General features: G+C 71.0%; 20 protein-coding genes and 5 pseudogenes. 16 read left to right on the forward strand and 9 right to left on the reverse strand.

Going from position 1 to position 21,913, the window contains the following annotated elements:
• The first annotated feature begins 67 nt into the window (after positions 1 to 67).
• Both AC1QRC_RS02630 and AC1QRC_RS02635 read left to right on the forward strand, forming a co-directional pair.
• Entirely contained in the window at positions 68 to 1,978 is a 1,911-nt protein-coding gene (locus AC1QRC_RS02630; protein WP_484205301.1) for an aminoglycoside adenylyltransferase family protein, read from the forward strand.
• A gap of 31 nt (positions 1,979 to 2,009) precedes the next feature.
• Positions 2,010 to 3,329: a S41 family peptidase gene (locus AC1QRC_RS02635; RefSeq protein ID WP_484205302.1), complete on the forward strand. Its 1,320-nt coding sequence runs from the start codon at positions 2,010 to 2,012 to the stop codon at positions 3,327 to 3,329.
• A 7-nt stretch (positions 3,330 to 3,336) separates the two neighbouring features.
• Here the strand turns inward: AC1QRC_RS02635 and AC1QRC_RS02640 are convergent, their stop codons facing one another.
• The 3 genes and pseudogenes from AC1QRC_RS02640 to AC1QRC_RS02650 all read right to left on the reverse strand — a co-directional run.
• Positions 3,337 to 4,044, reverse strand: a complete 708-nt coding sequence (locus AC1QRC_RS02640) for a 2-phosphosulfolactate phosphatase (protein WP_484205303.1) — start codon at positions 4,042 to 4,044, stop codon at positions 3,337 to 3,339.
• 665 nt (positions 4,045 to 4,709) lie between these two features.
• On the reverse strand, positions 4,710 to 4,943 hold the full coding sequence (locus tag AC1QRC_RS02645) for a hypothetical protein (RefSeq protein WP_484206733.1): 234 nt from the start codon (positions 4,941 to 4,943) through the stop codon (positions 4,710 to 4,712).
• Between the two features lie 202 nt (positions 4,944 to 5,145).
• Positions 5,146 to 5,556: pseudogene (locus AC1QRC_RS02650) on the reverse strand (class I SAM-dependent methyltransferase); the annotation flags it as partial.
• Between the two features lie 65 nt (positions 5,557 to 5,621).
• On the opposite strand from AC1QRC_RS02650, the gene AC1QRC_RS02655 reads away from it, so the two are divergent.
• From AC1QRC_RS02655 to AC1QRC_RS02665, 3 genes are all read left to right on the forward strand, one after another.
• Complete coding sequence (locus tag AC1QRC_RS02655) at positions 5,622 to 6,251, forward strand: RNA polymerase sigma factor (RefSeq protein WP_484205304.1); 630 nt, start codon at positions 5,622 to 5,624, stop codon at positions 6,249 to 6,251.
• Entirely contained in the window at positions 6,251 to 7,453 is a 1,203-nt protein-coding gene (locus tag AC1QRC_RS02660) for a serine/threonine-protein kinase (RefSeq protein ID WP_484205305.1), read from the forward strand. Before AC1QRC_RS02655 ends, AC1QRC_RS02660 begins: the two co-directional genes overlap by 1 nt.
• A 97-nt stretch (positions 7,454 to 7,550) precedes the next feature.
• Complete coding sequence (locus AC1QRC_RS02665; protein ID WP_484205306.1) at positions 7,551 to 9,002, forward strand: vWA domain-containing protein; 1,452 nt, start codon at positions 7,551 to 7,553, stop codon at positions 9,000 to 9,002.
• 15 nt (positions 9,003 to 9,017) lie between these two features.
• On the opposite strand, the gene AC1QRC_RS02670 is transcribed toward AC1QRC_RS02665, so the two are convergent.
• Complete coding sequence (locus tag AC1QRC_RS02670) at positions 9,018 to 9,491, reverse strand: N-acetyltransferase family protein (protein WP_484205307.1); 474 nt, start codon at positions 9,489 to 9,491, stop codon at positions 9,018 to 9,020.
• 79 nt (positions 9,492 to 9,570) lie between these two features.
• On the opposite strand from AC1QRC_RS02670, the pseudogene AC1QRC_RS02675 reads away from it, so the two are divergent.
• Positions 9,571 to 9,822, forward strand: a pseudogene (locus tag AC1QRC_RS02675) (LLM class flavin-dependent oxidoreductase); the annotation flags it as partial.
• Between the two features lie 96 nt (positions 9,823 to 9,918).
• Here the strand turns inward: AC1QRC_RS02675 and AC1QRC_RS02680 are convergent.
• Positions 9,919 to 10,119 (reverse strand): annotated as a pseudogene (locus AC1QRC_RS02680) (MerR family DNA-binding transcriptional regulator); the annotation flags it as partial.
• 38 nt (positions 10,120 to 10,157) lie between these two features.
• Here AC1QRC_RS02680 and AC1QRC_RS02685 point away from each other — a divergent pair.
• The 6 genes and pseudogenes from AC1QRC_RS02685 to AC1QRC_RS02710 all read left to right on the forward strand — a co-directional run bounded on the left by AC1QRC_RS02685 (position 10,158) and on the right by AC1QRC_RS02710 (position 13,479).
• Entirely contained in the window at positions 10,158 to 10,724 is a 567-nt protein-coding gene (locus AC1QRC_RS02685; RefSeq protein ID WP_193096579.1) for a putative immunity protein, read from the forward strand.
• Positions 10,721 to 11,407 (forward strand): annotated as a pseudogene (locus AC1QRC_RS02690) (RCC1 domain-containing protein); the annotation flags it as partial. The gene AC1QRC_RS02685 and the pseudogene AC1QRC_RS02690, both read left to right, overlap by 4 nt.
• 100 nt (positions 11,408 to 11,507) lie before the next feature.
• A pseudogene (locus tag AC1QRC_RS02695) lies at positions 11,508 to 12,296 on the forward strand (LLM class flavin-dependent oxidoreductase); the annotation flags it as partial.
• A gap of 13 nt (positions 12,297 to 12,309) precedes the next feature.
• Positions 12,310 to 12,711 (forward strand): hypothetical protein, encoded by a 402-nt coding sequence (locus AC1QRC_RS02700; protein ID WP_484205308.1) that lies wholly within the window; start codon positions 12,310 to 12,312, stop codon positions 12,709 to 12,711.
• 41 nt (positions 12,712 to 12,752) lie between these two features.
• Positions 12,753 to 13,274, forward strand: a complete 522-nt coding sequence (locus AC1QRC_RS02705; protein WP_484205309.1) for a nucleotidyltransferase domain-containing protein — start codon at positions 12,753 to 12,755, stop codon at positions 13,272 to 13,274.
• A complete protein-coding gene (locus tag AC1QRC_RS02710; protein ID WP_484205310.1) occupies positions 13,255 to 13,479 on the forward strand; it encodes a hypothetical protein in 225 nt (74 codons plus the stop codon). The genes AC1QRC_RS02705 and AC1QRC_RS02710 overlap by 20 nt, the downstream gene beginning before the upstream one ends.
• Here the strand turns inward: AC1QRC_RS02710 and AC1QRC_RS02715 are convergent.
• Both AC1QRC_RS02715 and AC1QRC_RS02720 read right to left on the reverse strand, forming a co-directional pair.
• Entirely contained in the window at positions 13,467 to 14,678 is a 1,212-nt protein-coding gene (locus AC1QRC_RS02715) for an ATP-grasp domain-containing protein (protein WP_484205311.1), read from the reverse strand. The two genes, AC1QRC_RS02710 and AC1QRC_RS02715, sit on opposite strands and share 13 nt — an antisense overlap.
• A gap of 10 nt (positions 14,679 to 14,688) precedes the next feature.
• The gene (locus tag AC1QRC_RS02720; RefSeq protein WP_484205312.1) at positions 14,689 to 15,918 is read right to left on the reverse strand and encodes an ATP-grasp domain-containing protein; all 1,230 of its coding nucleotides are present in this window, start codon (positions 15,916 to 15,918) and stop codon (positions 14,689 to 14,691) included.
• Between the two features lie 116 nt (positions 15,919 to 16,034).
• On the opposite strand from AC1QRC_RS02720, the gene AC1QRC_RS02725 reads away from it, so the two are divergent.
• Positions 16,035 to 16,724, forward strand: a complete 690-nt coding sequence (locus tag AC1QRC_RS02725; RefSeq protein ID WP_484205313.1) for a DNA alkylation repair protein — start codon at positions 16,035 to 16,037, stop codon at positions 16,722 to 16,724.
• 6 nt (positions 16,725 to 16,730) lie between these two features.
• On the opposite strand, the gene AC1QRC_RS02730 is transcribed toward AC1QRC_RS02725, so the two are convergent.
• Positions 16,731 to 17,123: a YciI family protein gene (locus tag AC1QRC_RS02730; RefSeq protein WP_484205314.1), complete on the reverse strand. Its 393-nt coding sequence runs from the start codon at positions 17,121 to 17,123 to the stop codon at positions 16,731 to 16,733.
• Positions 17,124 to 17,357: 234 nt separating this feature from the next.
• On the opposite strand from AC1QRC_RS02730, the gene AC1QRC_RS02735 reads away from it, so the two are divergent.
• Complete coding sequence (locus AC1QRC_RS02735; RefSeq protein ID WP_484205315.1) at positions 17,358 to 18,158, forward strand: class I SAM-dependent methyltransferase; 801 nt, start codon at positions 17,358 to 17,360, stop codon at positions 18,156 to 18,158.
• A gap of 25 nt (positions 18,159 to 18,183) precedes the next feature.
• Here AC1QRC_RS02735 and AC1QRC_RS02740 read toward each other — a convergent pair whose 3' ends face one another.
• A complete protein-coding gene (locus tag AC1QRC_RS02740) occupies positions 18,184 to 18,642 on the reverse strand; it encodes a GNAT family N-acetyltransferase (RefSeq protein ID WP_484205316.1) in 459 nt (152 codons plus the stop codon).
• A gap of 64 nt (positions 18,643 to 18,706) precedes the next feature.
• Between AC1QRC_RS02740 and AC1QRC_RS02745 the strand changes: the two genes are divergently transcribed.
• Together AC1QRC_RS02745 and AC1QRC_RS02750 are read left to right on the forward strand one after the other, a co-directional pair.
• Positions 18,707 to 19,906 (forward strand): MFS transporter, encoded by a 1,200-nt coding sequence (locus tag AC1QRC_RS02745; RefSeq protein ID WP_484205317.1) that lies wholly within the window; start codon positions 18,707 to 18,709, stop codon positions 19,904 to 19,906.
• 43 nt (positions 19,907 to 19,949) lie between these two features.
• Entirely contained in the window at positions 19,950 to 21,818 is a 1,869-nt protein-coding gene (locus tag AC1QRC_RS02750; RefSeq protein ID WP_484205318.1) for an SLC13 family permease, read from the forward strand.
• Positions 21,819 to 21,913 lie beyond the last annotated feature (95 nt).

Genomic DNA, 21,913 nt, shown 5'->3' on the forward strand with positions numbered 1-21,913 from the left:
ACGGAGTGCTCAGGATGTGAAACGCATGGGGCACACCCTAACCCCACGACGTAGGGATACTCATGGCATGGACCAGACCCGCGACTGCCTCCAGGTCCTGTCCCGGGTGCTGGGTGACTCGGTGCTCGGCGCCTACCGCTTCGGGTCCGCCGTCGCGGGCGGACTGCGCCCGGCGAGTGACCTGGACGTGCTGGTCGTCACCCGGCAACCGCTGCGGGTGCACGAGCGGCGCGCCCTGGTCGACGGGCTGCTGGGGGTCTCGGGCCACCGGACGGGTCGCCGGCCGCTGGAGGTGACGGTGGTGGCGCGGGACGACGTCCGTCCGTGGCGCTACCCGCCCACGGCCGACCTGGTGTTCGGCGAGTGGCTATTCGAGGAGATCGAGCGCGACGGACCGCCGGCGCGGCAGCCGTGCCCGGACCTGGCGATCGCCATCACCCAGGTGCGGCAGTCCGGGGTGGCCCTGCTCGGCCCCCCGCCGGAGGACCTGCTGGACCCGGTGCCGCCCGAGGATGTCGTGCGGGCGGCGACGGACGGCATACCGGCCCTGCTGGCAGATCTCGACGGAGACGAGCGCAACGTCGCCCTCACCGTCGCCCGGATCTGGGTCACGGTCGAGACCGGCCGGATCCTGCCCAAGGACGAGGCGGCGGTCTGGGCCGCGGACCGGCTGCCGGACGGATTGCGGCCCGTCATGGAGCACGCCCGACGGCTCTACCTGGACAGTTCGTATGCCGAAGAGACCTGGCCGCAGGGGCTGCGCGAGCAGGTGGGCCCGCTGGCCGAGCACATCATCGACCGGGTCAGTCGCTCGTGCGCAGCAGCCCGTCGCCACTCGGTTGCGGGATCGGCCCCCCGTCGGGAGGCTGGGGCGATGGCGCAGCAGCTCGATGACCCGCCCGCCCTGCCGTGGGTCGCGCAGGACCGGGACCCGACCTGGACCTGTGCGCCCTCCGCCGGGGAGGCCCGCGAGTTCCACGAGACACTGCCGGACTACGCGGCGACCCCGCTCGTCCCACTGGCCGGGCTGGCCGACGAGCTCGGCGTCGGCCAGGTGTTCGCCAAGGACGAGTCGACCCGGCTGGGTCTCCCCGCGTTCAAGGCGCTGGGGGCCTCCTGGGCGGTGCGCCAGGTCTCGGCCGGGCAGCCGGGCCGTGCGCTCACGCTCACCACAGCCACCGACGGCAACCACGGCCGTGCTGTGGCCAGGTTCGCCCGCCTGCTGGGGCACGGCGCCCGCATCTTCGTCCCACCCGGGCTGCACCCCGACGCCGTCACCGCGATCGAGCAGGAAGGGGCAGAGGTGGTGCTCGTCGACGGCTCGTATGACGACGCGGTGGCCGCCGCAGCCCGGGCCGGCCGGGAGCCCGGGGTCGAGCTGGTGCAGGACACCGCGTGGGAGGGGTACGAGCAGGTGCCGCAATGGATCGTCGACGGCTACGGCACCCTCTTTGCCGAGCTGGACGAGCAGGTGGCGGCGGCGGGGTGCCTCGGGCCGGACCTCGTGGCCGTCCCCACGGGGGTCGGCTCGCTCCTGCAGGCGGCCCTGGCCCACTACCGCAGCGCCGACGCCACGCCCGGCACGGCCGTGGTGTCGGTCGAGCCCGACACTGCTGCCTGGGGGCCGGCCAGCCTGCTCGCCGGGAAGGCGGTCAGCGTCCGGACCGGGCGGACCGTGATGCACGGTCTGAACTGTGGCACGCCGTCGAGCGCCGCGTGGCCGTTCGTGGTCGCCGGCCTGGACGGTGCGGTCACGGTCACCGACGAGGCCGCGATCACGGCAGCCCGCGACCTGGCGAGACTCGGCGTCGCGGCCGGCCCGTGCGGCGCCGCTCCCGTCGCAGCCCTGCGCTCGGTCCTGGGCGGACCGGGTGACGCCGAGCGCCGACGTCACCTGTCCCTAGGGCCGGACGCCACGGTCATCGTGCTGGTCACGGAGGGGAGCGCCGCGAACCCGCTGCCCGGTGCGACCGCGTGAGGACCTGATGCTTCCCCGATTCACCCGTCCCGTGTGTCTGGAGTTCGCCGGGACCCGCGGCGCGGCGTCGGTGCTCCCGTTGCTGCAGCTGGAGTCGGCCGAGTTCGAGGCCGTCCTCGGTCAGCCGGTGGTCTTCGCCGAGCCGTCCGGCTGCGACGACCACATGTGGCGGCTCGAGGTCGACCCCGCGGTCGCGGCCCCCGAACTGCAGGCGGACCCCCACCGTCCTGCGCTCCGCAGCGTCGTGCCGTCGGAGGACCCCGAGCACCTGATCGAGTCGATCAACCTGCTGCACAGCCTGGCCCACCACCCGGGCGACTCGCTGGCCGCGACCGAGGCGGGCAGCTACCGGGAGGTTATCGAGCGGATCCGTGCCGAGGTCGCGATGGTCTACCCCTACCTCGGTCTCCGTGGGCTGGACTGGGACCGGATCTGCTCCCGTCACGAGGGGCTGGAGTCGCTGACGGGCGAGGCCTTCTGGGAGGCGGCCCAGGCGTGGGTCGCGGAGCTGGGCGACGCACACACCAGCATCGTCCGCCCGGGCCCCGGGTTCCACCCGTCCTACCGCGCCCGGATGACCGCTGACGGGGCGCTGCTCACGGAGGTCCCCGACGGGAGCGCCGCCCGGGAGGCCGGCGTCCGGCCGGGCTGGGTGATCCCGGTCGACGATCCGGAGCGGTGGTTGCGGACGACGGGGGCCTCGCCGCAGCACCACGCCGAGGTGGCCGCGCGAAGGTTGCTGCGGGTGACGGGCACGTCACGCACGTTCCGGGCCGTCGGAGGGGCGGGGCAGCAGGCGACGTGGGAGGAGACCGAGCGGCCGCTGGCACCATTGGCCGTGACCGGTGGGGTCGTCCGGATCCGCACCTTCGTGCCCGGCGTCGCGGCGCACCTGGCTGCTGCCCTGGATGCTCTGTCGGGCCGGGAGGCGGTGACTATCGACCTGCGCGGCAACGTCGGTGGCCAGTTGGCCGAGGCCGATGCAGCACGGCGCCTGCTGGTGCGGGAGCCGGCGACCTTCGGCACCGTGCAGTTCAGCACCGGGACGGGGTCCGTGGCCCCGGAGTCACCCCTGACCATCGAGCCGGCACGCAACGACTCCACCGGGCAGGTCCGGATCCTCGTCGACGCCATGACCTACTCCGCCGCCGAGGACTTCGTGCACCCGCTGGTCGGTCTGCCGCACGTCAGCATCATCGGCGGGCCCACCGGCGGCGGGTCGGGGCGGCCACACTCCCGTCCCCTGATGGAGGGCTACCGGTTGAACGTCAGCACCGCCATCACGCGCACCCGGCACGGAGATGCGATCGAGTACTTCGGCATCCGGGGCGCGACGGGCGTGGACCGGTAGGGCGGTCTCAGCCGGGCGTCACCTCCAGCAGCCCGCCCGCCCTTCCCACCCGCAACGCGTGGTCGAAGGCGTCCAGCTCGAGGCAGCGGTCCAGGTCGTCCGGGTCGACGCCGGGGTAGGCCGGGTCACTGCCCCGCACCAGGCACTCCCGGCCGGCACCGGACTGACGGACCCTGGCGAGATAGGGCACCGGATCGACCCGGGTGCCCGGACCGGCGTCCAGGAGCACGCTGAGGTAGTCGGCCAGCGCCACGTCCTCATCCCCCTCGGTCGGCACCAGGAGCAGGTCATCCACACCCGACGCAGCGATCGCCCGGGCCGTCGCCCCGGCGGTGACGAACGAGGCGCACCAGAGGATCGGGACCCGCCCCACGGCATACGCGCCCCTGGTGCCGTTGCCGGTCTTCTGGATGACGGTCCGGCCGGTGAGGTCCTCCCGGGCGATCCGCCCCGGCGCGTTCGGCAGGTCGAACCGGGAGTCGGGGGCACCGTCCTTGAGCAGGAGCGCGTCGGCATGCCGCTCCTGCCGCGCCCGGACGGCCGCCTCGAGGCTCGGCGCCAGGAACATTCGGGCCGCGCCGCGCGCGAGACACCAGGGCGCCACGGTGAAGGCCCGGATCACGTCGATCACGACGGCCGCGTCCGGTCGCCCGGGCAGGCACCCGTCGGCGCCGACGCCCGGCAGGTCGTCGACGTGGGTGGTGGTGGACCGCACCACGGCAACCTACCCCGAACCGGCGACCATGGAGAAGACGGTGAACGAGTGGATACCGACCCGCTCGGGCCCTGGCGGTCGCTGCTCGACGGCCCATCGCCCGCCGTGCTCACCACTTACCGCAAGGACGGCTCCGCGGCGACCTCGCCGGTCTGGTTCGGCCTACGGGGCGACACTCTTGAGGTCGTCGTCGCCACGGGTGACGTGAAGCTGCGGCACCTGCGCCGCCAGCCGCTACCTGGGTCCGGACGCGGGCCGTCGGTTCGCCGACCAGCGCGGCGCCGGGACCGTGCTGGTCATGCCGTTGGAGGAAGCACGGGCGTGGGACCTGTTGCCCGTCCTGCCCGGAGACCGGAGATCATCGGGGTCAGTCGATCAGGGTGAACATCCAGCCGATGAGCATGATGGTCCCGACCGTGGCGAGCACGAGGCCGAGCGGGTTGAGGAAGCGCACCCATCAGGCGTACGGGACGTCCGCTCTGGGGTCTAGCTGATTGGCTCGCCGTCGGTAGACCTTCTGGACCTGACCCGACCCGATCCACAGCGCGAAGCCCGCCCCCAAAAAGACCCACCCGATCAGCACCTTCGGCTCCTCTCCCTTTCGACAAGGGGATGCTCCCCGCCGATCCCACCGTAGGACAACTCCGTCCGGCTGGCCGGGAGGTTCAGCGCCAGACGTCGACGGCGATCTCCCGCAACTGTTCGCTGAACACTCCGTCCGGAGCAACCTCCGCCAACATCGCGCGCAGGTGCCGCTCGAAGTCCGCCAGCCGGTCCCCGAACAGGTGCGGTGCGGCATACGACAGAGAGAAGATGCTGGCCACGACCTGGTCCGCGGTGCGGGTGACCACCCGGCCCGGCACCTCCAGCCGGGTCCGGTCGACGAAATCCCGCGCCACGGTAGAGGGCGTCCTCCCGCCGACCGCGCTCCCCCTCGTCCACCATGCTCGCCCGCACGCCCTGACCCGCCCGCGTGCGCGAGCCCAGGAAACGCTCGACGAGCGCATCGATCTCCCGCCTGGGAGGCCGTGGGTGCGGCAGCGGGTCCGACCCCGCCATGCCCTGGTGGGTCGTGGCGTGGACGTGTGCCACCGCCCCACCGGGCTCCCGCAGCCCGTGGACCAGCGTGGCCACCCTCTCCTGCTCCATCCAGTGGAAGGACTGGGCGAGGGTCACCAGGCGGAACGGGCCGAGGCTGGCGGGCAGGTCCTCCGCACGGCTCCGGACCCACTGGATGTTGCCTATCCCGTCCGCGACGGCTCGCCGACGGCCCTCGGCGAGCATGTCCGGATCGGGGTCGACCCCGGTGACGCGTGCGAACCTGTCTGCCAGCAGCAGCGTCAGTGACCCCGGGCCGCACCCCAGGTCGAGGAGGTCGCCCCGGCCGTCCAGGTGCAGCTCCGCAGCCAGGGCCACGGCCAGTTCAGCGGGGTAGGGCACCCGCCCACGGGCATAGTGCGCGGCGCTGCCGGCATACAGCGTCGGGTCCCACTCCCACGTCGGAGACACCACCGGTCCAGTGTTGGGGACGGGGCCGGATCACTCAACACCGGCGCGGACTGCCCTACGATCGCTGCATGCAGGAGGGACGGGCCGAGCTCGAACGGGCGGTGACGGACGAGGATGCCCACACCGCGCGCAGCCTGCTGCGCGAAATCCCGGCGACCGACGAGGACGCCCTGCAGCAGCTTGCCCTGCAGGCCGCCGCCGGGTCCGGGCTGGCGACCGAGCTGCTGATCGAGCGGCTCGACGAGTCCGGGGTCGTGCGGCGGTTCGCCCGCGGCTCACTGTTCGATGAGACAGCCGTCGACGACGTGTGCCAGGACACGCTGATCTCGGTGGCCGGCGGCATCGGCTCGTTCCAGGGCAACGCGAAGGTCACCACCTGGGTACACACGATCGTGCGCAACCGGGTCGTCGACCACCTGCGCCGACAACGGGCGACCTCCCCGCTGCCCGAGGACGACCTCGCCCCCGCCCAGAAGATCAGCTCGATGATCGCCTCGCGCACGACCGTCCGGGACGCCCTGGCCGCGCTGCCCGACCTCTACCGGGAGCCAGTCACCCTGCGCGACATGGAGGGCCTGACCTACGCCGAGATCTCCGAGCGGCTGGACCGCAGCGTCGGCACCGTGAAGTCCCAGGTGTCCCGCGGCCGGGCCCTGGTGGCGGCGGCCCTGCGCGGCACCGGTGAGGGCGGCTTCTGATGGCAGTCCCGGAACGGCTGGGGCGCTACCGGCTCGAGGACGTCATCGGCGTCGGGTCGTTCGCCACGGTGCACCGCGCCGTCGACGACTGGCTGGAGGACACCGTGGCGCTGAAGGTGCTCGCCGAGAACCACAGCCTGAACCCGGAGGTCCGAGAGAGATTCATCGCCGAGGGTCGCAGCCTGCGCCGGATCAGCAGCCCCCACGTGGTGACCGTGCACGACATCGGGGAGAGCGAGCGGCAGCAGCCCTACCTGGTCCTGGAGCTCGCCGACCGCGGAACCCTCGCGGACCGCGTGGCGAGACTGCGCCGCGACGGGTGGACGGCGACGCCGGCCGATGTGCTGGTCCTCGCGCGCGAGGCCGCGGCGGCCATCGAGGCGGTCCACGAGGCCCACCTGGTGCACCGGGACCTGAGCCCCGGCAACCTGTTGCTCACGACCGCCCCGGGTGTCGGGGAGCCCGAGGACATCAGGGCCCGGGCCCGCGTCGTGGGCCCGGACGAGCGGCTGGTTGTGGCCGATCTGGGCATGTGCAAGGACCTGGCGCTGAACTCGGGGCTCACCGTCGCGGCGGGCACCTCTGGCTTCCGACCGCCCGAGCAGAGCGGCGGTGCCGGGATCGTGGACACCCGTGCCGATCTGTGGGCGATGTCCGCCGTGATGGACTGGCTGTGCGAGGGCGCGGACCTGCCCGACGAGCTCACCCGCGTGCTGCGCCGGGGACGGGCGGACGACCCTGACGACCGGCACCCAGACGTCGCCGGGTGGCTCGCCGACATCGAGACGGCCCTGCGACCGCCCGAGCCGGTGCCCGACCCCGCCCCGGGTCCCGCCCCGGCGACGGGTCGCCCGGTGCTGCGCCTGGTCGTCGTCGCGGCTGTGGCGGCGCTGGTCTTCGGCGCGCTCGGCGCCTATCTCGGCCACCGGTGGCAGGACGGTCTCCCGTCGCAGACCTCGTCGGCGACGGTCGCGATCGAGGGGCCGGACGAGGTCGCGGCCGGCGAGGAGGTCACCTTCACGGCGACGACGACGGGGCTGGACAGCTGGGTGTGGACCCTGCCGAGCGGCCGCCACATTCTCGACGAGGAGACGATCACGATGACAGCGCAGACCCCCGGGTGGGGTGAGGTGGTGCTGCGCGGGCGGGACGCCGCGGGCAACCACCTGGAGACCACGCACCGGCTGACCGTCACCGAATGACCGGGCCGCAGAAAGAATTCGGACCGGAGTGCAACCGATCGCGCCTTGGCTGCGACTGACGGGGGACAGCACGCACAGGCATGATGGAGGAGACACGATGCGACGCACACTGACCCTGGTGACGACCCCGGCGACGGCCCTGGTGGCCGCGCTCGTCCTGACCGGCTGCGGCCCGGGCGAGCAGGCGACCTTCCAGGAGCCGGCCCCGGCGGCCCAGCCCCCCGCGGACGATCAGGAGGGCGAGACCGGCCGCACCGACGAGGCCGACATCAGCGCCGAGCCGGCGAGCGTGTCCGGGCAGGACACGGCATACTCCGGCGGCCTGGTCCCGATCGAGTGGCCGGACGCCCCGCGTGAGCTGACCGACGTGGAGTTGGAGTTCCTCTACGAGCCCGGCCCGTTCGCCGGCGACGCCTATGACGAGGACGCGGTGATGGAGGCGGTGCTCGCCATGGATCCCGAGACCGCCGAGGAGTGGCAGGTCGCGATCCAGAGCCAGCTGCAGGGCGACTACGCCGAGGACCTCAAGGCCTTGATCACCTTCGACCCCAACATCGGCGAGGCCTCCGAGGGGCCCACCGAGGGCCAGCCCGCGCAGGAGGTCGCCGTCGGCACCAACCACTTTGCGCTCGTCCTCGATGCCAGCGGCTCGATGGACGAGTCGTCCGAGTCCGGCACGCGGATGGAGGAGGCCAAGGAGGCGCTCACCGGGTTCGTCGAGTCCCTCCCCGAGGGGTCCACGGTCTCGCTGCGGGTCTACGGCCACGAGGGCGACAACACCGACGCCGGCAAGCAGGAGTCCTGCAACGCCAGCGAGCAGGTCTTCAGCGGGACCGTCGGGGACTCCGCGTTCGGCGCGGCCCTGGACTCGGTCGAACCCACCGGCTGGACCCCGCTGGCCACGGCCATCGAGGACGCGGCGCGGGACATCCCGGAGGAGACGACCGACGGGATCGTGTATGTCGTGACGGACGGGATCGAGACGTGCGGCGGTGACCCTGTGGCGGCGGCCGAGGGCCTGGCCGGCTCTGGCATCCAGCCGATCGTCAACGTCATCGGGTTCCAGGCCGGCGACAGCGACCAGGAGGCCCTGCGGGAGATCGCCGAGGCCGGCGGCGGGGAGTACACCCAGGCGGACAGCCGTGCCGACCTGGAGGAGTACTGGGACGACGAGTACTCCCGGATGATGGCTGCCTGGAACGAGTGGAAGTCGGCCGAGTTGGACCGGATCAACGCGGAGGGCAGCGCCAAGTTGGAGACCGCCAGTGAGGTCGGCGATCGGCTGACGGACGAGGTCAACGAGGAGGGGCGTCGCGAACTCGATGTCGCCGACCGACTGCGCGAGGAGGAGCACCTCGACTACGACACCTGGATGGACGTGTGGAACTACTTCTACGGCCGCAAGCTGGACATGTGGAACTACGCCTACGACGTGAAGCTGACCAACTGGAACGCTGCGTACGGCATCAAGACGGACGCGTGGAATGACGTCTACGCCACCGGCACCAGCAAGTGGATGGAGTACTATCAGAAGAAGGTCGGCAACTGACCTCGTCCCAGCGGGTCACGGGAGGTTGCGCTCAAACCGGCGCACCACGGGATGGGGCGGGAACTCCAGCCGGTCGACGACTCCCGTGCGCAACCAGCCGCGACGCTCGTAGAACCGGATCGCTCGCAGGTTCTGCTCCAGGACCCTGAGCGACACCGAGCGATAGCCGTCCACGAGGAAGTGCGCCAGCACCTCCTCGTGGACGGCGTCCGCCAGACCTGTCCCCCACGTGGGGACAGCAGTGCCGAAGTGCAGCAGCTCCGGCCCGCGCATGGCGGCGTAGCGGGCGACCTCGTCGTCGACGACGGCGACGAGGACGTGGGTGCCCGGGTCGGCCAGCTCCTCGACCCAGCGGCCCCGGATCTGCTCGGTGGGGAAGGGGAAGCGCTCCGGGGCGAAGATGTGGGCCAGACCCGCCAGCGATCCCGCGCGCTTGAGGTCGAGCAGCCTGTCCACGTCCGCCGGTCTCGCGGGACGCAGGAGGGACATGCGAGGAGACGCTACTCCGCCCGCGAGGGAGCAGGACCGGCGGCGGGACTGTCAGGCGCCCTCCCGGTGTTGAGCGGACATGAAGCGCATCGGATTCCTCTCCTTCGGGCACTGGACGGCCCACCCGCAGTCCGCGACCCGGTCCGCCTCGGACGTGCTGCTGCAGTCGATCGACCTGGCAGTCGCCGCCGAGGAGGTCGGCGCCGACGGGGCGTACTTCCGGGTGCACCACTTCGCCCGGCAGCTCGCCTCGCCGTTCCCGCTGCTGGCGGCGGTGGGCGCCCGCACCAGCCGGATCGAGATCGGCACCGGCGTCATCGACATGCGCTACTAAGGCCTCGAGGGCATCGCCCGGACGACCGCCTGTGACCGCCGTCATTATCGGAATCGCCCCCTGATGTCCGATGGCGCGAGCCAGGGTCGTGAACGCGAGCAGCTGATCAAGATGACCCTGGTCATACACGCGATACCCAGACAGTGTGCGTCGCGAGGCAGCGATGACCCCCTGCGCCTCGTAGTTGCGCACTGTCTGCGCCGACAGCCCGGCCGCACGGGCGAGATCGACGGGCCTGAAGCCGCGACCAGCGTTTGAGGGGTTTGCGACTGACTCAGTGGGCAACTGGACCACAACCTTTCATCGGTCCTTCAAAGTTACGATGAATGAGTATGACTACCAACCCAAAACCTGTCGGCCGCGTTCAGCGCACCCCAGACTTTGGCCTGTCCATGGAGGACCTGCGCGCGGTGGCGGCGTTCAACCTGGCATGTGCGCTGCAGGTCATCGATCTCTTCGAAGCGGTGCAGCCGCATGACCCGCGCCCACGTGATGCGTTGGCCGCGGCGGAGGGCTTCGTGCGCGGTGGGCCGCGGTCTCGTGCACAGCGCATCGGTGCTCCTGCTGCCCATCGAGCCTCCAAGGAGGTCAGCGGTGCTGCCTCGCATGCAGCGATGGCAGCCGGCGACGCGGCGGCGTCGGCCTATCTTCACCCGCTCGCCGACGCCTCCCAAGTCGGCCACATCCTCCGCGGTCCATCACATTGCGTGCTGGCGCTGGAGGCGCGAGCTGTCGAACCGTTCACGCGTGCGGCCGCCGTTGCCGCAGTTCTGGAACAGTCCACGCCTGCCGTAGTCGAGGTGCTGTGCCGCTACCCGCGTGCGGCGACGAGAGATCGAGCGACCGCTGACGTGATGTCGTTTCTGGATGTCCAGCTTCGGAAGTCGGTGAGCCGATGAGGACGCCTGACGAACAGCGCACGTGCCAGCCCGACATCCCTGTGATCGCAGCTGGGCGGCGGCACTCCGTCGGGGTTCGCCACGACGGCAGAGTGCTCGCCGCCGGGAGGCTTGACGCACCGGAGTGCGCTGTGAGCGATTGGCGCAACCTAGTCGCCGTGGCGGCCGGTAACGTTCACGTCGCAAGAAACACTGGGCGCTCACACACTGTCGGCCTGCGCGCCGACGGGACGGCGGTGGCGACCGGATGGAACGGCGACGGGCAGTGCGACGTAGCCAGTTGGAACACGGTGGTGAACATCGCTGCCGGGTGGCGTCGCACCCTCGGGGTGCTGGCGGACGGGACCGTGAACGCCGTCGGGCGGCGCAGCGAAGGAGCATGCGAGGTCGGCCAGTGGCGCGACATCACCGCCGTGGCTACCGGGGACTGGCACTCCGTCGGTCTTCATGGCGACGGAACCGTGGTGGCGACGGGGAACAACCATCGTGGTCAATGCGACGTCGCGCACTGGCGACACGTTCGAGGCATCGCCGCGGGCTACCTGCACACCACCGCCGTCACTCACGACGGAGAGGTGCTCACCACCGGCGACGTCCGAGGCGGCCTCGCCGAGGCCGCCCACTGGCAGGACATCCTCGCTGTGGCTGCTGGTAGCCGACACACCCTCGGCGTCGACGCGCGCGGCAGAGTCTGGGCTGCGGGAGACAATAGCCAAGGACAGTGCGACGTGTCGTCCTGGTACGACGTAGTCGCCGTCGCCGCTGGAGCTGAACACAGCCTCCGAGAACCCGCTCTACATGGCCGAGGACGCGGGATCCGCCGACCTGATCGCGGGGGGCCGCCTGCAGTTGGGCATCAGCCGCGGGTCGCCCGAGCAGGTGGTCGAGGGCTACCGCTACTTCGACCACCACCCCGCCGACGGTGAGAGCGACGCCGACCTGGCGCGACGGCATACGGCACGGTTCCTCGAGGTGCTGTCGGGCGAGGGGTTCGCCGAGCCGAGCCCCCGGCCGATGTTCCCCAACCCGCCCGGGCTGCTGCGGGTCGAGCCGCACTCCGAGGGCCTACGCGACCGGATCTGGTGGGGCGCCGGCAGTCGCGCCACCGCTGTGTGGACTGCCGAGCAGGGGATGCACCTGATGAGCTCGACACTGCTCACCGAGGACACCGGGGTGCCGTTCCACGAGCTGCAGGCCGAGCAGATTCGGCTGTTCCGCGAGCGCTGGGCCGAGGTCGGGCACGAGCGGGAGCCGCGGGTATCGGTGAGCCGCAGCATCTTCCCGCTTGTCACGGCGCAGGACCATGCGCTCTTCGGGCTCGAGTCGCGCAGCTCCGACCAGGTCGGGGTGATCGACGGGGTCCGGGCCCGGTTCGGCAAGACGTATGCCGCGGAGCCGGACGAGCTGGTGCGCCAACTGAGTGAGGACCAGGCGATCGCCGAGGCCGACACTCTGCTGCTCACCGTGCCCAACCAGCTCGGCGTCGACTACAACGCGCACCTGCTGCGCACGCTCGTGGAGGATGTGGCGCCGGCTCTGGGCTGGAAGCCGAACGCAGCGGGTCCCAGCTGAGAGTCACGGGCCGATGCCAACCGCACCCACCACCCTTGATCTCCGGCACGCACCTGCCCTGTGGTGGTCGCTGCGCTTCTGGTGCGCCTACATGGTCACCGCCGGACTGTTGCTGGCCTTTTGGCCAAGCGGGGTCTCTGCCCTCTTCGGCCTGCCACCCACCGAGGACGCCTGGATCCGTGCCTTCGGGGCGCTGGCGCTGAACATCGGCCTCGTCTACCCGCTCATCCTTCGGACCCCGCTGGTCCCCCTCGGCCAGTGGACGATCCTGGCGCGCTACCTGTTCGCCGCTTTCGCCGTCGTGTTCGTCCTGGCCGGGTGGCTGCCGACCTACCTCCTTGCCATCGGCGCATTCGACTGCGCCAACGCGACGTGGACGTTGGTCGGCCTTCGCCGGGCGCGGTCGAGGACGTAACTCCGGATCCGCAGTGCGCTCCCGCCCAGTACCGTGATGGCATGCGACGGATCCTCGACATCCTGGCGGCGCTCCGGGCCGCAGAGGTCGACTACGTCGTCGTGGGCGGAGTGGCAGTGGTCCTCCGCGGCCACGTGCGGACCACCGTCGACCTGGACCTGGCCGTGGATCTGACCACCACCAACGTGGCCCGCGCGCTGGAGGTGCTGACTGCGCACGGGTTGACCCCTCGGCTACCCGTCCCGGCACTCCAGTTCGCCGACCCGCAGATCCGCCATCGCTGGGTGGAGGAGCGCCACCTGATCGCCTTCACCATGCACGACCCCGACGACGCCTTCACGGAGGTGGATTTGCTGGCCAGCACCCCTGTGCCGTTCGCCGAGCTCGCGGAGGGCTCGGAGTGGCTCACCGTCGGGGAGGTGCCGGTCCGGGTCGCCTCGCTGGCGCACCTCATCGCCATGAAGCGGGACGCGGCCCGACCCCAGGACCTGGCCGATATCGCCGCTTTGTCGCTGCTGGAGGACGCCCCTATCGTGGATCTCGATGACACACACGACGGATGACCAGCTGTGGCGCGGCACGTCCGACGCCCGCAGCACAGCACGGTCCCGCGACGCCAGCACCGCGACCCAGCGGTGGGCATGGCTGGAGGAGAGTATGCAGTTCGCCGCCGCTGCTGGGGCCCTGGACCGGGTGCGGTCGCGGCGTCAGCAGGAGGCCGACGATTGGTGGTCGAGGGGGCCGGGAGCCGACGATCACCCGGCGTAGAGCCGCAGTTCGCGCGCGAACCGATCGCCGATCCGCAGGGCCTCCTCCAGGTCGGGGTGGCGATAGATGATCATCCCGTCGGAGAGCAGCGTCGCCCGCCAGTCGCGCCGCGGTGCCCCGACCGGCAGCAGGTCCAACACACACACGTGGTGCCCCAGGTCGGCCATGAGCAGCTCCAGGCCCTCGACCCGGGTGATCCGGCCCGCGCCCTGGGCCCGTTTGAACATGGTGGCTGCGTTGAACTTGTGGGTCAGCGGAGGTGCGGTGCCGGTGGTGATCGCCTGTGCCCAGGTGCGGAACAGGTCGGCGTCCGTCGCGTAGTTCATGATGTCGACGGTGCGCGCCCCCGGGGGACGGGCGCCGATCTCGCCGAAGACGGCCTCCCCGTCGTCCTTGAGGTACCACTCCATGTGGGTGAACCCCTCGGTGAAGTCGAGGGCCTTGAGCACCTCGCGGCCCATCGCGAGACCGCCGGCGAGCCGCGGGTCCTCCTTGTCCTTCAGCACTAGGGTCACCGGGCTGATCCACTCGTGGCTGCGGGCCTGCAGGGGGCGGGGCAGATACCAACTGACGTTCTCGAACAGCACGTCGCCGTTGCCGCAGACGGTGTCGTAGGTGAACTCCTCGCCGTCGATGAACTCCTCGACGCTGACCAGCGGCACGTGCCGGATCATCGTCTGCACCTCGGCGAGCTCCTCCGCCGTGTCGACCCGGTAGGTGTCGGCGGACCCCGCACCGGCGATCGGCTTGACGATGAGCGGGAAGCCGATGCGCTCCGCGGCCTCCCAGACCTCCGCACCGGCGCGGGCCGACGCATGGCGGGGGGTCCGGATCCCCGCCTCGTCCAGGACCTGCTTCATCTTCTCCTTGTCCCGGAAGAGGGTGGCGTGCTCGACGCTCATCCCGGGCAGGTCCAGGTGCTCCCGGATCCGGGCGGCCAGCACGACATACGGCTCCCAGAGGCACTCCACCCGGTCGATGCGGGCATGCCGGGACAACCCCTTGAGGGCACTGAGCACGGCCCGCTCGTCCGACAGCGAGACGTGCTCGTAGTGGGCCAGGTTGTCCCGCGCCTCCGGCGGGAGCGCGTGCCGCGGCTGGTCACCCACGCCGATGACCTGGGCGCCGGTCTGAGCGAGCGCCCGGGTGAAGTAGGCCTGCTCGTACGGGAAACCCGGGGACAGCATGACGATGTTCACGATCGGCCTCCTAAACGGTCTCGATGAACTCGACGCGCACGACGGAGATGATCCGGTCGAGGGCCTCGCGGACCACGGTCGAGTCGGGATGCCGCACGGTGATGAACCCCTCGCCCTCGTAGGACGTCGCCGCCGGTTGCCCCGGCTGCGGCAGCCGGGCCCCGACGATGAGCTGGCCGAGCTCCTGCTGGACCGTGTCGAGCCCGTGGACGGTGCGGACCTGACCGCGGCCCATCCCGCGCAGGTAGGCGGTGCCGCTGGCATACACCCGGTCCGGCCGGTCGAACTCGTCCTTGAGCACCAGCCGCGCCCAGAGGGTGAAGAAGTCGACGTCGTGGCTGAACCCGATCATCGACGCCAGCTGCGCGCCCGGTGGCCGGGCGCCAACCTCGGAGATCGCCACCGACCCGTCCGGGCGGGCGAACCACTCCATGTGGGAGAACGCGGTCTGCACGCCGAGTGCCTGCAGGGCCGCGGGGCCCACCCGGTCGATCTCGGCATACTCCGGGCCGCTGATGTCCTGCGGGAGCAGCACGGTCCACTGCATCCACGGGTTGCGCAGCACCTCCAGCGGCGGCGGCACGTAGTCGGACACCGAGGACCACAGCGTCTGCCCGCCGAGGGTGACCGAGTCGAACGTGTGCTCCCGACCGGTGAGAAACTCCTCCAGCAGCCAGGCCTCCGACGGGTCACCCTGTGCGGCGCGTAGCCAGGAGTCGAAGTCCTGCGGGGTGTCCAGGCGGAACGTGGCCTTGGCGCCCGCACCATCCGGCGGCTTCGCCACGATGGGGAAGCCGACGAGGTCACGGAACCGGGTGGCCTCCTCGGTGCGGTGCACCAGCTGGTGCCGGGCGCACGGCAGGCCCGCCGCACCCAGCACCTCCTTCATCCGGGACTTCTCCCGGACGTTGCGCGCGGTCGCCTCGTCCATGCCGGGGATGCCGAGGGCGTCACGGACCTGGGCCAGCGGCACCTGGAGCTGCTCGAGGATGCCGATGAGCCGCTCCACCGGGCCGAGCTGGGCGCTGAGCCCCCGCACCGCGTCGGCGATCTGCTGCGGGTCAAGCCCGTCGGTGACCCGCCAGTGCCCCGCGACGGCCTCCCGCAACTCGGGCGACAACTGGTCGTAGGGCGTGGCGGTGATGACCCCCAGCCGGACCCCCGGCACGCGGGCGGCGGCCAGCACGAACTGGCTGGTCGCCTCGAGTAGGTACGGCGCGACGAAGGCAGCGTTGACCATGCGTGAACAGTAGCGGTGACACCGCCGTCCGCGTCAGTGGCCGTGGCGGTCTGCCGGAGGCGGCGGCACCCTGGGATGCTGGCAGGCACCGGACCGGCCGAGGACAGGAGATTGCGATGGGCGAGACGGCGACGCACACGACCCCGACGCTCGACGAGGTGCTGGCCGAGCTCGCTGCGCTGGAGGACCCCAGGGCCCGCGCGGTGAACGAGAAGCACGGAGACGACCACGGGGTGAACCTGGGCTCGCTGCGTGCGGTCGCCACCCGGCTGAAGGCGCAGCCCGAGCTCGCACGACGCCTGTGGGAGACCGACGACACCGCCGCGAAACTGCTGGCCATCCTGCTCAGCCGCCCCACGACATACGACGCGGACGAGCTGGACCGGATGCTGCGGCAGGCACGCACCCCGAAGGTGCACGACTGGCTGGTGAACTACCTGGCCAGGAAGAGCAAGCACGCCGAGGTGCTCCGGCAGGGGTGGCTCGTCGATCCCGACCCGGTGGTGGCGAGCGCCGGGTGGGCGCTCACCGCCGACCGGGTGTGCCGCAACCCCGACGGACTCGACCTGCCCGGACTCCTCGATGTCATCGAGGCGGAGATGAAGGATGCACCCGACCGCCTCCAGTGGGCGATGAACACCTGCCTGGCCCAGATCGGCATCGAGCATCCCGCGCAGCGGACCCGGGCCCTGGCCATCGGCGAACGACTCGGGGTGCTCCGGGACTACCCCACTCCCCCGAACTGCACCTCGCCGTACGCGCCGGAGTGGATCGCCGAGATGGTGCGCCGCCAGCAGCCCTCCTGACGGACTCTATCCGTCAGCGGTCGGCGCGGACTCGTCCAACTGGAGGATCGCGGCGCGCGACGGGAACCGGTGGACCTCCTGCGGCCAGTCGAGCGCGACGGCCAGCCGTCCCGCCCAGTAGCGCGCGGTCTCGTCGTCGGGCACCTCCACGACGGTGAATCCGCCGAGGTGCTCCTTGGTCTCGACGAAGGGACCGTCGGTGAACACCGGCTCCCCGTCCCGCGCCACCACACTGCATACGGTGGTCGACTCGTCGAGACCGCCGTCGCCGAAGACGAAGGCGCCGGCCGCCTGCATCTCGTCGACCACGGCCAGCGATGCCTCGGCCTTCTCGCGCAGCTGCTCCAGCGTGTGGTTCGGCACCCACTCGTCGTTGAAGGCGATCAGATACTGCGGCACTGGTGCTCCTCTCGGGCGCCGGCACGATCGCGCGCGGCGCCACTCCTGGGACGGCCCGGGTGGCCGTCCGTACATCATCTCCACGAACGGGGCCTGCCGGATACGACACCGGACGGCAAGACTCCTGTGGGTGACAGCGACCACACCGTCGTGCCGCTGACCGCAGGACGGATCAGCCCTGTCGTCACGAAATCCGGTTGCCCCCGGCTGCGCCAGGCGTGAACGATCGCGCTGATGACTGACGAGATACGGGCCAACGTGTTCGACCACCCCCTGTCCGCCGCGATCTACGACATCGCGGAGGGCTCGCGCGAAGATCTGGATCACTACGCCGCCATCGTCGAGGAGCTCCGCGCCCGCTCGGTCATCGATGTCGGCTGCGGCACCGGGGTGCTCGCCATCCTGCTGGCGGGCCGCGGGATTGCCGTCACGGGAGTGGACCCGGCCGGCCCCATGCTCGACGTGGCGCGCGCCAAGGCCGGTGCCGAGAGGGTCCGGTGGGTGCACGGGACCGCCGAGGCCCTGCCCGCACTGCTCCCAGGCCCTCACTCGCCGGGCGGCGACGGGTCCGACCGCTGGGACGCCCAGGGGTCCCACCTGCCAGCCGACCTGGCCGTGATGACCGGCAACGTGGCCCAGGTGTTCCTCACCGACGAGGAGTGGCTCGGCTCGCTGCGCGCGGTCCGCGACGTGCTCGTCCCCGGCGGGCACCTCGTCTTCGAGACCCGCATCCCCGAGCGCCGGGCCTGGGAGGAGTGGGCGGAGTGGGGCTCCTCGGTCTACGAAGTCGAGGGCGTCGGGGAGGTGCGGGACACCTTCGAGCTGGTCCGGGTGGAGGAACCCTTTGTCACCTTCCGCTCCGACAACGCGCTGCCCGACGGCACGATCGTGCCCAGCGAGTCCACGCTGATCTTCCGGTCGATGCCCGACCTGGAGCGGACCCTGACCGAGGCCGGCTTCACCATCCGCGAGGTCCGTGACGCCCCCGACCGTCCGGGCCGGGAGTGGGTCGTCATCGCCCAACGGTCGTCTTAGCCCAATGGGTTGTCACGACCGGCGGTCAGCGCCCGTAGCGATCCGGCCGTGCCCACGGCCAGTCGGTCTCGATCCACGCAGCGACGGCGTCGGCGAGCGGACCGTCGAGCTCCGCGCGGTCGGCGGTCACCCAGGACTGGACGGAGACGTCGTGCTCCTCGGTCTCGGGCGGGTAGAGATAGACGCACCCGATGACCCGGTCGTCGACCGGGTCCAGGACCGTGAAGGTGAACCCCTTGCGGGCGGCGAAGTCGGCCTCGTGGCGGGTGAGGTCTGCCAGGTTGGCCTCGGGTGTCAAGCCGTCGTGGGGCGGCCAGGTGCCGTCGGGGTATCCCGGGGTGCCACGGATGTGGTCCACGCTGGACATCCACGCGGCAAGGTCGGCCTCGTTGTGCCGAGGCCCCAGTGGTTCGAGCCGGAACCAGTCGGTGGCCAGGGAGGTCGGCGGGTCAAAGTCGGCCGGGACGAAGCTGTCGGTGGACATGGACCCGACCGTAGCGATCCCCCGGGGGCACAGCATCCGGGTTTCCCGCGGTAGCGTCGGGCCGGTGCGACTGGGTCCGGCGTTCCGTCGCCTCTGGGTGGGGAACTCCTTCGGCAACCTCGCCGACGGTCTCGCGTTCGTCACGATCCCGCTGGTGGCCGCCTCCCTGACCACCAGCCCGACGGTGATCGCCGGCTTGGCCACGGCATACGCCCTGACCCGCCTCTTGGTGGCGCTGCCGGTGGGGGTGCACGTGGACCGGCGGGACCGTCGCACCCTGTTGTGGACCGCGAACCTGCTGCGCGGGCTGGCCCTGGTCGGGCTGGCCGGGCTGCTGATCGCCGGGGCGGCCCCCATCTGGGTGCTGTATGCCGTGTATTGCCTGGTCGGGGTGCTGGAGAACGTCGCCGACAACGCCGCGGTCGCGATCCTGCCCGACCTCGTCACGGACGATCAGCTGGACAGCGCCAACGGCCGGATCGCGGCGGCCCAGCTTGTGGCGGACGAGTTCGCCGGCCCACCGCTGGGAGGTCTGCTGTTCGGCCTCGCGGCCGGTCTCGCGGTGGTCGCGACCGGCTCGCTCTACTGCCTGGCCGCGCTCGTGTTTGTCTTCCTGCCGCGCAGGACGACAGTGGCCACGACGCTGCCCACCACCGAGGCTCCGCACCGTCCGGGGGTGTGGGCCGAGGCCCGCGAGGGCCTCCGGTGGATGCTCGGTCACCGACAGATCCGGACCCTGGTGGGGGTCAGCGCGCTGGCCAACTTCGCCTACATGGTGCCGTTCTCCATCCTGGTGCTGTATGCCCTGCAGCGGCTCGGGCTGACGGCCTCGGGCTATGGCCTCCTCCTGGCGTTCAGCGCCCTCGGTGGCCTCGTCGGCACGGGCATCGCGGCCCGCGTGCGCCGGCGCATCGGCTACCGCGCGACGATGGCCGCCAGCATGTCCCTGGGGTCGGTCACCCTGGTCGCCCTGGCGTTCACGACGAACCCCTACGTCGCCGGGGTGCTCCTGGCGCTGTACATCCTGCACGCCACGGTCTACAGCGTCGCCGCCACCTCGCTGCGGCAGCGTCTGGTGCCTGCCGGGCTGCGCGGACGGGTGTATGCCGGGGCGCGGGTGTTGGCGCTCAGCGGACTGGCCCTCGGCGGGGTGGTCGGCGGTGTCCTCGCCGATGCCGTGTCCCTCACCGCCCCCCTGGTCGCGGGCGGGGCGACCTTTGCCGTCGCCGTCGTCTGGATCACGAGGCTCCGGACGGACCGATAGCGGCTACCCTCGGCGGTGCGATCTCCGCAACGGAAGGGACCCGATGACCGTCGAGATCATGCTGGTGCTCGCCGTCGTCGTGACCGCCCTGGTGCTCTTTGCCACGCAGTGGTTGCCCGTTGACATCACCGCGCTCCTGGTCCTCCTGGTCCTGATGGTCATCCCGTTCATCGGTCAGGCCACCTGGCTCCAGGATCGGGGGATCGATCTCCCGGCGGCGTTCCCCACCGTGGCAGAAGGCTTGTCCGGACTGTCGAACCCCGCGACGGTCACCGTCCTGGCGATGTTCATGTTGTCCGCAGGGGTGCAGGCCTCCGGTCTGATCCATGTCGTCGCCAACCGGCTGGCGCCCCTCATCGGATCCTCAGAGCTGCGGCTGGTCGTCGTGATCGGGGTCGTCGTCGGCGTGCTCTCCGGGTTCATCAACAACACCGCCGCGGTGGCGGTGGCGATGCCCATGGTGATCGACCTGACGCGGCGACTACGCCTGCGAGCAAGTCGGATCCTGATGCCGCTGAGCTTCTTCGCACAGCTCGGCGGCATGCTGACCCTGATCGGCACCTCCACCAGCATCCTGGCCTCGAGCCTGCTGCGCGAGGAGCCGGCCTTCGGCCGCGAGCTGCGGATGTTCGAGTTCAGTGCCCTCGGTGCGCTTGTGCTGGGTGTCGGGTTGCTCTATTTCATGACGGTCGGACGGTTCCTGCTGCCCTCCCGGGACGAGGGTGCCGGCGCCGAGGACGAGGAGCAGACCTTCCTGGTCGAGCTGATGGTGCCGCGAGACAGCGACCTGGTGGGTCAGACGCTGGCCGAGGCGGAGTTCGAGGCGCGTGCCGGCGTCGACGTGGTGCGACTGAGCAGGGACCGCGAACCCGCCCGGGGTGGTGGGCAGGCTGCGCAGCAGGACCCGGGTCGAGCGGACCGGGACCCGGACGAGGTCACGGTCGAGGCCGGTGACGTGCTGCTCGTGCGGGCCACCCCGATCCAGGTCATGGACCTGGCCGACTCGGAGACGGTGCAGGTGATCTCCGACCTCGTGAGCCGCCGACGGATCACCCCCGACGACGACAGCACCCTGGTGCGGGTGCTGCTCAAGGACCGACGGTGGTTCAACGGACTTGCCGCTCGGGACGCGGACCTCGCGGGCCGGGTCGGCGGACGGCTGGTCGGGGTCGAGATGGCCCACCCGCGTGCGGACCGTCTGGCCGAGGAGCAGTTGCACGTCGGTGAGATAGTCCTGGTCCAGGTCCCGACGCGCAGCCTGGAGCGGCTGCGGCGCCGTCCGGAGATCATCCTGCTCGACGAGTTCGACAACGACTTCGGTACCCGGCAGATGTGGATCGCCGGCTCGGTGCTCGCCGGCGTCGTCGGCGCCGCCGCCCTGACACCGTTGCCGATCGTGATCAGCGCCCTGGTCGGCGTCGTCGTGATGGTCCTCACCGGGGTGCTCCGCAAGGAGGACATGTATCCGAGCGTCTCGTGGGATGTCATCTTTCTGCTGGCCGGCATGATCCCGCTGGGCATCGCGCTGACCAAGTCCGGCGCCGCCGATCGGGCCGCCGGCCTGCTCAGCGATGCCGCATCGGGCTGGCACCCGCTGGTGGTCCTCCTCGCCCTCTACCTGGCGACGACGATCCTGACCGAGCTGGTCAGCAACAACGCCACGGTGGTCATCGCGATCCCGGTCGCGGTAGCCATGGCGGACTCCCTCGGCATCGACGTGCTGGCGGTCGCACTGGTCGTGATCTTCGCGGCATCGACCAGTTTCCTGTCGCCGATCGGCTATCAGACCAACACGATGGTCTTCGGCACCGGGCTGTACCGGTTCACCGACTTCGCCAAGGTCGGGGCTCCGTTAAACGTCCTGCTGATGGGCCTCACCTGTGTGGCCGTGTGGTGGTGGCTGCTGACCTGAGCCAGATGGTCGGTGCCACCCAGGGGAGTAGGGCAGCGGCCAAGCGCTAACCGTTAAGCAACGCAAGTTGACAAACTCCTTCCAGTCAACCAAGG

The organism is Ornithinicoccus sp., assembly GCF_057176825.1.

Coding starts and splice junctions, on each gene's coding strand:
- AC1QRC_RS02630 (WP_484205301.1), top strand. CDS start 68: ATGGACCAGACCCGCGACTGCCTCCAGGTCCTGTCCCGGGTGCTGGGT.
- AC1QRC_RS02655 (WP_484205304.1), top strand. CDS start 5,622: ATGCAGGAGGGACGGGCCGAGCTCGAACGGGCGGTGACGGACGAGGAT.
- AC1QRC_RS02660 (WP_484205305.1), top strand. CDS start 6,251: ATGGCAGTCCCGGAACGGCTGGGGCGCTACCGGCTCGAGGACGTCATC.
- AC1QRC_RS02665 (WP_484205306.1), top strand. CDS start 7,551: ATGCGACGCACACTGACCCTGGTGACGACCCCGGCGACGGCCCTGGTG.
- AC1QRC_RS02670 (WP_484205307.1), bottom strand. CDS start 9,491: ATGTCCCTCCTGCGTCCCGCGAGACCGGCGGACGTGGACAGGCTGCTC.
- AC1QRC_RS02685 (WP_193096579.1), top strand. CDS start 10,158: ATGACTACCAACCCAAAACCTGTCGGCCGCGTTCAGCGCACCCCAGAC.
- AC1QRC_RS02700 (WP_484205308.1), top strand. CDS start 12,310: ATGCCAACCGCACCCACCACCCTTGATCTCCGGCACGCACCTGCCCTG.
- AC1QRC_RS02705 (WP_484205309.1), top strand. CDS start 12,753: ATGCGACGGATCCTCGACATCCTGGCGGCGCTCCGGGCCGCAGAGGTC.
- AC1QRC_RS02710 (WP_484205310.1), top strand. CDS start 13,255: ATGACACACACGACGGATGACCAGCTGTGGCGCGGCACGTCCGACGCC.
- AC1QRC_RS02720 (WP_484205312.1), bottom strand. CDS start 15,918: ATGGTCAACGCTGCCTTCGTCGCGCCGTACCTACTCGAGGCGACCAGC.
- AC1QRC_RS02725 (WP_484205313.1), top strand. CDS start 16,035: ATGGGCGAGACGGCGACGCACACGACCCCGACGCTCGACGAGGTGCTG.
- AC1QRC_RS02735 (WP_484205315.1), top strand. CDS start 17,358: ATGACTGACGAGATACGGGCCAACGTGTTCGACCACCCCCTGTCCGCC.
- AC1QRC_RS02740 (WP_484205316.1), bottom strand. CDS start 18,642: ATGTCCACCGACAGCTTCGTCCCGGCCGACTTTGACCCGCCGACCTCC.
- AC1QRC_RS02750 (WP_484205318.1), top strand. CDS start 19,950: ATGACCGTCGAGATCATGCTGGTGCTCGCCGTCGTCGTGACCGCCCTG.